The sequence below is a fragment of the Lentibacillus populi genome, from assembly GCA_014642895.1.
Taxonomy (GTDB): domain Bacteria; phylum Bacillota; class Bacilli; order Bacillales; family Amphibacillaceae; genus Lentibacillus_C; species Lentibacillus_C populi.
Map to the genome: position 1 here is coordinate 1 of BMJD01000006.1, position 9,336 is coordinate 9,336.

The 9,336-nt window shown below is 41.8% G+C and carries 8 protein-coding genes; all 8 read left to right on the forward strand.

The annotated features are described in order from the left end of the window. The first annotated feature begins 237 nt into the window (after window positions 1-237). The gene (locus IEX12_RS05845) at window positions 238-1,266 is read left to right on the forward strand and encodes a sugar-binding transcriptional regulator (RefSeq protein WP_088053010.1); all 1,029 of its coding nucleotides are present in this window, start codon (window positions 238-240) and stop codon (window positions 1,264-1,266) included. A gap of 39 nt (window positions 1,267-1,305) precedes the next feature. Continuing rightward, window positions 1,306-2,313, forward strand: a complete 1,008-nt coding sequence (gene gap, locus IEX12_RS05850; RefSeq protein WP_088053011.1) for a type I glyceraldehyde-3-phosphate dehydrogenase — start codon at window positions 1,306-1,308, stop codon at window positions 2,311-2,313. Between the two features lie 121 nt (window positions 2,314-2,434). After that, window positions 2,435-3,628: a phosphoglycerate kinase gene (locus IEX12_RS05855; RefSeq protein ID WP_188724782.1), complete on the forward strand. Its 1,194-nt coding sequence runs from the start codon at window positions 2,435-2,437 to the stop codon at window positions 3,626-3,628. 242 nt (window positions 3,629-3,870) lie between these two features. Next, window positions 3,871-4,629: a triose-phosphate isomerase gene (gene tpiA / locus IEX12_RS05860; protein WP_188724783.1), complete on the forward strand. Its 759-nt coding sequence runs from the start codon at window positions 3,871-3,873 to the stop codon at window positions 4,627-4,629. After that, the gene (gpmI, locus tag IEX12_RS05865) at window positions 4,626-6,164 is read left to right on the forward strand and encodes a 2,3-bisphosphoglycerate-independent phosphoglycerate mutase (RefSeq protein WP_188724784.1); all 1,539 of its coding nucleotides are present in this window, start codon (window positions 4,626-4,628) and stop codon (window positions 6,162-6,164) included. Before tpiA ends, gpmI begins: the two co-directional genes overlap by 4 nt. Before the next feature lie 13 nt (window positions 6,165-6,177). Next, window positions 6,178-7,464: a phosphopyruvate hydratase gene (eno, locus tag IEX12_RS05870; RefSeq protein ID WP_188724785.1), complete on the forward strand. Its 1,287-nt coding sequence runs from the start codon at window positions 6,178-6,180 to the stop codon at window positions 7,462-7,464. A 147-nt stretch (window positions 7,465-7,611) separates the two neighbouring features. Next, window positions 7,612-8,565, forward strand: a complete 954-nt coding sequence (locus IEX12_RS05875; protein ID WP_102414956.1) for a nucleoside hydrolase — start codon at window positions 7,612-7,614, stop codon at window positions 8,563-8,565. A 56-nt stretch (window positions 8,566-8,621) separates the two neighbouring features. Next, window positions 8,622-9,218: a nitroreductase family protein gene (locus IEX12_RS05880; protein WP_088053016.1), complete on the forward strand. Its 597-nt coding sequence runs from the start codon at window positions 8,622-8,624 to the stop codon at window positions 9,216-9,218. Window positions 9,219-9,336 lie beyond the last annotated feature (118 nt).

A 9,336-nucleotide genomic window follows, 5' to 3' on the forward strand; every position in this document is an offset into this window, starting at 1 on the left:
CCAGCAAGCGACAGCGCGGTAGCCGAACAAGGTGTACAAAATGGGAGCGCCTGAAATATTGGTATGAAAGCAACGTCGAGAAAAACTTGACACATACCCATAATGTCTAAAAGTTGAATTTATCCTGCTTTATGATAGAATAAAAATGTACCAAATTTCTTCTGTGTATTTTTTTGCTCCATGTGGGACATAATACGACCATCTGGGACATTATTGATCCAATGAAGGAGCTTATGAATGAGAGCTTTAATAGATTTACAAAAAAAATTATACCCGGATTTACTTCATACCATGCAGCAGCGTTATACCATTTTAAATAGCGTTAATATGTTTCAGCCAATTGGCAGGAGAGGGCTTGCTGAACATTTATCACTTACCGAACGTGTTGTCCGAGCGGAAGTGGATTTATTGCATGATCAGGGTTTAATTGATGTGACAACAAAAGGAATGCTTATCACAGAAGAGGGAAAAGTAGTAGTAGAGCAGATGGCTGCTTTTATGAAGGAAATGATGGGGCTAACCGTTTTGGAGGAGCAATTAAAGGATACATTACATGTAGGAAAAGCTATCGTTGTTCCCGGTAATAGTGATAATGAGAACTGGGTAAAATTAGAAATGGGTAAGGCGTGTGTGTCATTTCTTAAATCAACCATCATGAAAAATCAAACGGTTGCCGTTACGGGCGGGACGACAATGGCAGCTGTAGCACACGCAATGGTTCCATTCACTGCCTCAAATCAATGTCTGTTCGTGCCAGCTAGAGGTGGTATTGGCGAGAAGGTTGAAAATCAGGCGAATACTATCGCGGCGGAAATGGCACGAAAAGCAAACGGTGATTATCGTCTGTTGTATGTACCCGATCCTTTAAGTGAGACATCCTATCAGACAATGCTAAATGAGCCAGCAATTAATGAAATTTTGCAATTGATTCGTGGCTCGGATGTTGTCCTGCATGGAATTGGCGATGCACTTACAATGGCAAAGCGTCGAAAAACAGCAAATGAAATCATTAGGCAATTAGTAGCTAAAGACGCGGTAAGTGAGGCGTTCGGTTATTACTTCAATAAAGCGGGTGATGTCGTTCATAAGGTTCGTACTATCGGCATTCAGCTGGAAGATTTACACGAGGCTAAATCGGTTATTGCCGTTGCCGGAGGAAGATCCAAGGCGCTGGCTATTACTTCTTATTTTCAACAGGGTAAAAGTGATTTGTTTATTACCGATGAAGCTGCAGCAGAACAGATATTAAGGGGAAGATCCCTTTAAATATATATTTTAAAATTATTATCATAGGAGGAATATAACATGGCAGTAAAAGTAGGAATTAACGGTTTTGGACGTATTGGACGTAATGTATTTCGTCAAGCATTAAAAAATGATGAAGTAGAAGTAGTGGCAGTAAATGATTTAACCGATGCTAACATGCTGGCACACTTATTGAAGTATGATTCTGTTCATGGAAAACTAGACGAGGAAGTTTCTGTGAATGGATCGAATATCGTTGTTGGCGGAAAAGAAATTAAGGTACTTTCCGAACGTGATCCCGCTGATTTAGGCTGGGGTGACCTTGGTGTAGAAATCGTCATTGAATCCACCGGCCGTTTTACGCAACGCAATGATGCCCAAAAACATCTGGATGCTGGCGCGAAGAAAGTTATTATTTCAGCACCTGCTAAAGAAGAAGATTTAACAATGGTAATGGGTGTCAACGAACAAGATTATGATCCTGCTAAACACCATGTATTATCAAATGCATCATGTACAACAAACGGTATCGCACCACTTGCGAAAGTACTTCATGAAAAATTTGGTCTAAAACGCGGTTTAATGACAACTGTTCACTCCTATACAAATGATCAGCAAATTCTTGACTTGCCGCATAAAGACTATCGTCGTGCTCGTGCTGCCGCACAAAATATTATTCCAACCACAACTGGTGCAGCTAAAGTAGTTGGAAAAGTATTACCGGAACTGAATGGTAAACTAAACGGAATGGCGATTCGTGTTCCAACTCCAGACGGTTCTATCATTGACTTGGTAGCTGAATTAGATAAGAATGTCACAGCAGAGGAAGTAAACAAAGCATTTGCAGAAGCTGCTAATGGCGACTTGCAAGGAATCTTGGAATATACAGAAGATCCACTTGTTTCTTCTGATATTGTTGGCAACCCGCATTCGTCAATCTTTGATAGTTTATCGACCATGATCATGGAAGACAACATGGTTAAAGTTGTTTCCTGGTATGACAATGAAATGGGCTATTCAACACGTTGCGTAGACATGGCAGCATTTTTAAGCAAAAAAGGACTATAAGCGGTAAATAGGCTATAATGGGGGAGGATGTATTTTCCTCCTCCATTTTTCATTACGATTAAAGATGGCATATAAGGGAAAAACAAACCTGATACATATTATTTCAAGGGAGGCTATTGCTGTGAATAAGAAAACACTGAAAGACCTTGAGGTAAAAGGGAAAAAGGTCTTTTGCCGTGTGGATTTTAATGTGCCGATGAATGAAGGCAAGGTTACCGATGATACGCGAATTAGGGCTGCAATGCCAACCATCAACTATCTGACAGAACAGGGTGCAATCGTTATATTAGCAAGCCACCTTGGTCGGCCTAAGGGACAAGTGGTTGAGGAATTGCGACTGGATCCTGTAGCAAAACGGCTAAGCGACTTAACTGGCAAAGAGGTTATAAAAACCGACGCTGTTTACGGGGAAGAGGTCGATAAAGCCATTTCCGAGCTTCAAGAGGGGGATGTTCTACTAATTGAAAATGTGCGGTTCGAGCCTGGTGAGGAAAAAAATGATCCAGCACTAGTGGATGCATTTGCTGCTATGGCCGACCTTTATGTGAATGATGCGTTTGGTGCAGCGCACCGCGTACATGCTTCAACGACAGGTGTTGCTGAAAAATTGCCTGCTGCTGCCGGTTTTTTAATGGAAAAGGAAATCCGTGTATTAGGCAAGGCGTTGGAAAATCCTGAGCGGCCATTTACGGCAATCATTGGTGGTGCAAAAGTAAAAGACAAAATCAATGTGATCGACAATTTACTGGACAAAGTGGATAATTTAATTATTGGCGGCGGGCTTGCCTACACGTTTATTAAAGCACAGGGACATGAAATCGGAAAATCCTTGCTGGAAGAAGATAAGCTGGATTTAGCAAAGCAGTTTATGAAAAAAGCCGAGGAAAAAGGTGTCCGGTTTGTACTGCCGGTCGATGCTGTTGTTGCGGATGATTTTTCCGAGAATGCCAATACAAAAATTGTTGCGATCGATGAAATTCCCGCTGATTGGGAAGCACTAGACATCGGTCCTGAAACACGTGACCTTTATAGTGAAATTGTTACTGGTTCGAAGCTAATCATTTGGAATGGGCCAATGGGTGTATTTGAAATAAATGCTTTTGCTGGTGGAACGATGGCCGTTGCCAAAGCATTGGCGAATACGGAAGGGTATACAGTAATTGGTGGTGGTGATTCCGCCGCTGCCGTTGAAAAATTTGGTTTTGCCGATGAGATGGATCATGTTTCAACTGGTGGCGGAGCGTCGCTTGAGTTTATGGAAGGGAAAGAACTTCCAGGCGTACAAGCACTTGATGATAGAGTGAAACTTCATTAAGTGGGGGAGTTGTCCCTTGTAGGATGGGTCTTTTTACACCACACTTAATGTTAGTTACGGCACACACGATACAGATCATAAAGACGAAGACATAAGGATGTGACGTTCTTAGTCTTTGTTCCTATCGTACATTTACGGGCAGTTCATCCCCCCACTAATAATTCTTAGCTGCCCTTGAATTCTTAAAGTGGGGGTCTTGCTACCCGTTAATGCGGGATAAATAATGTTGATGAGGTGATACAATGCGCAAGAACGTAATCGCAGGTAATTGGAAAATGAACAAAACATTGTCAGAAGCGAATCAATTTGTCGAAGAGGTTGCTGCAAAAGCGCCAAGCAATGAGCAGGTCGAGGTAATTGTCTGTGCGCCATTTCCTTTTTTAGCCTCGCTCGTTGAGAAGGCAAAAGGTTCTAGTGTGAAAATTGGTGCACAAAACATGCATTATGAAGATAATGGCGCGTTCACTGGTGAAGTAAGCCCGGTAATGCTAAACGATTTAGGGGTTACCCATGTTGTCATTGGTCACTCAGAACGTCGTGAATATTTTGCTGAAACAAGTGAAACAGTTAATAAAAAAACACATGCCGCATTCAGCCATGACCTTACGCCGATTGTATGTGTCGGTGAAACACTTGAACAACGGGAAGCAAATGAAACCATGAACCATGTGGAAAGTCAGGTGCGCAAAGCATTGGAAGGTTTATCAGACGAGCAAGTAGCCGATACAATTATTGCCTATGAACCAATTTGGGCGATTGGAACCGGAAAAACTGCTACAAGTGATCAGGCAAATGAAGTATGCACACACATTCGTAATGTCATCAAGGATGTAACATCAAATGAAACGGCGGAAAAAGTGATCATTCAATATGGTGGCAGTGTGAAGCCGGCAAATGTCGATGAATTACTTGCCAAATCGGATATTGATGGGGCACTGGTTGGTGGTGCAAGTCTTGAAACAGCATCATTTCTTAAGCTTGTGGAGGCGGGTACAAAATGAGTAGTAATAAATTAGCGGCAATTATTATTCTGGACGGATTTGGTATTCGCGAAGAAGTACAGGGAAATGCCGTTAAGCAAGCAAATAAACCAAATTTCGACCGCTATTGGAAAACGTATCCGCATAACCAGTTAAAGGCAAGTGGTAAAGCGGTAGGACTCCCCGAGGGACAGATGGGCAATTCGGAGGTTGGCCACTTGAATATTGGTGCGGGTCGAATTGTTTATCAAAGTTTAACAAGAGTCAATTTATCGATTGAGGAAGGGGATTTTTTCGAGAAAAGTGCCTTTGTCAAATCGATGCAACACGCGAAACAGCATGATAAAGCATTACACATCTTTGGGCTGCTATCCGACGGTGGTGTCCATAGCCATATTTCCCACTTGTTTGCATTATTGAAGCTAGCGAGTGATCAGGGGCTGGAAAAGGTTTATGTTCACGCATTTCTCGATGGACGTGATGTCGGTCCAAAAACAGCCAAAGAATTCATTAAACAAACTGAAGAGAAAATGACCGAATATGGAGTAGGCAAATTTGCAACAATTTCCGGGCGATATTACTCAATGGATCGTGATAAGCGTTGGGATCGGGTAAAGAAGGCCTATGATGCAATGGTTTATGGGGAAGGTCCGAAATACCAGGACCCTTATGAGCTGGTTGACGACTCCTATGAAAACGGGATTTATGATGAATTTGTAATTCCGTCTGTTATTACTGATAAGAATGGTAACCCTAATGCTACCATTGAGGATGAAGATTCGATCATTTTTTACAACTTCCGTCCGGATCGTGCTATCCAAATTTCCCGGACATTCGCGAATGAAGATTTTCACGATTTTGACCGGGGAGATAAAGTCCCGAAAAATCTTGACTTTGTAATGCTGACGAATTTCAGTGAATCGATCGATGGTTATGTTGCCTATGAACCCGTAAATCTGGATAATACAATTGGTGAAGTATTGGCACAGCACGATTTGAAACAATTGCGGATAGCGGAAACGGAAAAATATCCGCATGTCACATTTTTTATGAGTGGTGGGCGCGAACAGGAATTTCCAGGTGAAAAACGTATTTTGATTGATTCACCGAAAGTCGCAACGTACGACCTGAAACCGGAAATGAGTGCCTATAAAGTAACCGATGCATTGCTTCATGAGCTTGACGAGGCTGAGGAAAATGCAATCATCCTGAACTTTGCCAATCCAGATATGGTTGGGCATTCCGGGAAATTGGAACCGACCATTAAGGCAATTGAAGCCGTCGATGAATGCCTAGGTAAAGTTGTTGATAAAATTACTGAGCTTGGCGGCTATGTGATTATTTTTGCTGATCATGGGAATTCGGATGAGGTTGTCACCCCTGATGGAGAACCGATGACATCCCATACAACCAGTCCAGTTCCGGTTATCGTTACTAAGAAAGATGTGGAACTGCGTGATGGCGGTATTTTAGCTGACGTAGCTCCAACAATGCTTGATTTATTGGATATTGAAAAACCGAAAGAGATGACAGGCGAATCGTTAATAAAAAAATAAAGGAGAGATGGTTATGCCATACATTACAGACGTATATGCACGCGAGGTATTAGATTCTCGTGGTAACCCGACAGTAGAAGTAGAAGTTTTCACAGAATCAGGTGCATTTGGTTCGGCATTGGTTCCAAGTGGTGCATCAACTGGTGAACATGAAGCAGTAGAATTGCGGGATGGCGATAAAGATCGTTATCTTGGAAAAGGTGTCTTAAAAGCGGTTCAGAACGTAAATGAAGTAATTGCACCTGAATTGATTGGCTTGGATGTTACGCGACAAAACATCATTGATCGGTTAATGATTGAGCTTGACGGTACGGAAAACAAAGGTAAATTGGGCGCCAATGCTATTTTAGGTGTATCGATGGCAGTCGCCCATGCAGCAGCAAGTTATTTAGAGGTTCCATTATATAACTATTTAGGCGGATTTAACGCCAATACATTGCCAACACCTATGATGAACATTTTAAATGGTGGAGAACACGCTGATAATAATGTTGATATTCAGGAATTTATGGTCATGCCTGTTGGCGCACCTACATTCCAGGAAGCAGTACGGATGGGGGCGGAAATTTTCCATTCACTGAAAAATGTTTTAAAATCAAAAGGTTATAATACGGCTGTTGGTGATGAAGGTGGATTTGCTCCAAACCTTGGCTCCAATGAAGAAGCGTTACAAACGATAGTCGAAGCGATTGAAGCGGCTGGCTATAAACCTGGCGAACAAGTGAAGCTGGCCATGGATGTTGCCGCATCCGAAATGTATGAGGAGGGCAAGTACAATTTGAAAGGGGAGGGCGTAGTTCGTACTTCGGAAGAAATGGTTGACTGGTATGAATCGTTAGTTGAAAAATACCCGATCATTTCCATTGAAGACGGATTAGACGAAAACGACTGGGAAGGTCACAAGAAATTAACCGATCGTTTGGGCGGCCGGATCCAATTAGTTGGTGATGATCTATTCGTTACCAACACAGTACGACTTGCTCAAGGAATTGAGCAAGGGGTCGGAAACTCTATCCTTGTTAAAGTAAATCAGATCGGTACATTGACTGAAACGTTTGAAGCGATTGAAATGGCGAAACGAGCTGGCTATACAGCAATTATTTCCCACCGTTCTGGCGAAACGGAAGATGCAACGATAGCCGATATTGCGGTTGCAACGAATGCTGGTCAAATCAAGACAGGTGCACCATCCCGTACAGATCGGGTTGCGAAATATAATCAATTACTTCGCATTGAAGATGAACTTGCGGGCATGGGTGAATATGCCGGTTTAACTGCGTTTTATAATTTGAAGAAATAATCTAGTTGTAGGTGGATCAATGCCACTTATCCAGAAAAAGGATAAGTGGCATTTTCTATGAGTAAAAATTGATGGTCTAGGACAACATACAGGTGTAATAGTGTAAGAGTAAAAGTGTACATATTTTCAAAAACAGGGAGGATTTACATGTCGGTCAAGGTGTTGCTTTTTGGGGATGTTGGAATTGACGACACGATTGCACTTATATATGGATATTTTAAGGATGAAGTGGATATTGTTGGTGTTGTGGCCGATTATGGTAATATACCAAGAAATCGAGCAATAAGGAATGTACGGTATCTGTCCAATTTATTTGGGATTTCAGAAAAGGAAGTTGCCATTATAGGAGGGGCGGAGATTCCTTTGACCGGGGAGACTCCTGAATTTTTTCCGGAAATTCATGGAGAGTATGGGCTCGGTCCGATTATCCCCCCGAAAATTCCTGATGGAGTGATTGAAAATTTTTTTGAAATAATAAATATTATTAAAAGTTACCAGGATGAGTTAATTATTGTAAACATTGGTAGGCTTACCTCGCTTGCCACGATGTTTATTTTGTACCGGGAATTAATGAATAAGGTAAAATCCTACTATATAATGGGTGGAGCATTTTGGGTTCCTGGTAATATAACGGCTGTCTCGGAAGCCAATTTTTATGCGGATCCAGTTGCAGCTAATCTGGTATTAAGCCATGCGCATAACGTGACGATCATTCCGTTAAATGTTACGGAACAAGCAATTGTTACACCGAAAATGGCCGATTATATTGATTACGTGGGAAAGGCAAAAATCATTAAACCGATGCTTGATTACTATTATAATTTCTATAAAAAGCGTAATCCCAAGGCTCAGGGTAGTCCCATTCATGATGCGCTAGCGTTGATGGCGACCATCCATGAAGACATGTTTGGGTTCCGGAATCTTCCTGTTCATATTGTGCAAAAAGATGAAGGGGTTGCCAAAGGCCAAAGTATTGCTGATATCAGACCATATGTAAATCTTAAAAAAGACAAGGGGAGAGAACACCGGATTGCTTTTACACTGGACTATCCGAAATTTTACAAAGAATTTATGTCGGTGATGACGGGAGAAGCATTTTAAATAATTTTTTTATGGTGACACAATGTGCTAATCTATTTTCAGGGAGAAATAGATAGATGAACGAGGTGATCACCATCGATGTTTTACAGGCAATCAAGGAAAGAAGAAGCACGTTTAGTTTTCAACCGGAGGAAGTTGATTTGTCAATTCTAAAAGAGATTTTTACATATGGAACATGGGCGCCAACCCATTATATGAAGGAATCATGGAATATTAAACTCTATCAGAGAAATGGAAAAAAGGCTTTTGTAGATACGATTATATCGAGTTATCAGCGGATTGGCATGCTGAAAACGGATAATGATTCAAAGACGTTAAAGATGATCGATTCCATGAAACAGTTTTTACTCGAGATCCCACATCATGCACTAATTTACTTTGAAAAAGATCCAGACCCGATCAGATACGAAGAGGAATATTCCTCCGTCTGTGCCTTTATTCAGAATATCCAGTTAGCCGCATGGTCTTACGGTGTAGGGATGCTGTGGACAATTACCCCATATATGCATGACCCCGGTTTTGTGCAGGAAATTGGGCTGGATGGTGAGAAGGTTAAGATTGCCGCTGTAATGCAAATTGGCTACCCAAAGCAGATTTCACGGAATAAAGGAAGGACTGCGATTGAGGAGAAGCTTGAGATTATTACAGAGTAGGGTTTAGTAGAGTGAGCAGAGCGGGCGGGTTACGGGTGGGATCGGAATGTACGAAATAGCAATACGAATGCGCGAAATATCGTCGACCCGACGATATTTCGCGCAAAGTCGCCGATCG

Bases quoted from the DNA above. Each gene is read 5' to 3' on its own strand.
- IEX12_RS05880 (WP_088053016.1), top strand. From the start codon at position 8,622: ATGAACGAGGTGATCACCATCGATGTTTTACAGGCAATCAAGGAAAGA.
- tpiA (WP_188724783.1), top strand. From the start codon at position 3,871: ATGCGCAAGAACGTAATCGCAGGTAATTGGAAAATGAACAAAACATTG.
- IEX12_RS05845 (WP_088053010.1), top strand. From the start codon at position 238: ATGAGAGCTTTAATAGATTTACAAAAAAAATTATACCCGGATTTACTT.
- gpmI (WP_188724784.1), top strand. From the start codon at position 4,626: ATGAGTAGTAATAAATTAGCGGCAATTATTATTCTGGACGGATTTGGT.
- gap (WP_088053011.1), top strand. From the start codon at position 1,306: ATGGCAGTAAAAGTAGGAATTAACGGTTTTGGACGTATTGGACGTAAT.
- eno (WP_188724785.1), top strand. From the start codon at position 6,178: ATGCCATACATTACAGACGTATATGCACGCGAGGTATTAGATTCTCGT.
- IEX12_RS05875 (WP_102414956.1), top strand. From the start codon at position 7,612: ATGTCGGTCAAGGTGTTGCTTTTTGGGGATGTTGGAATTGACGACACG.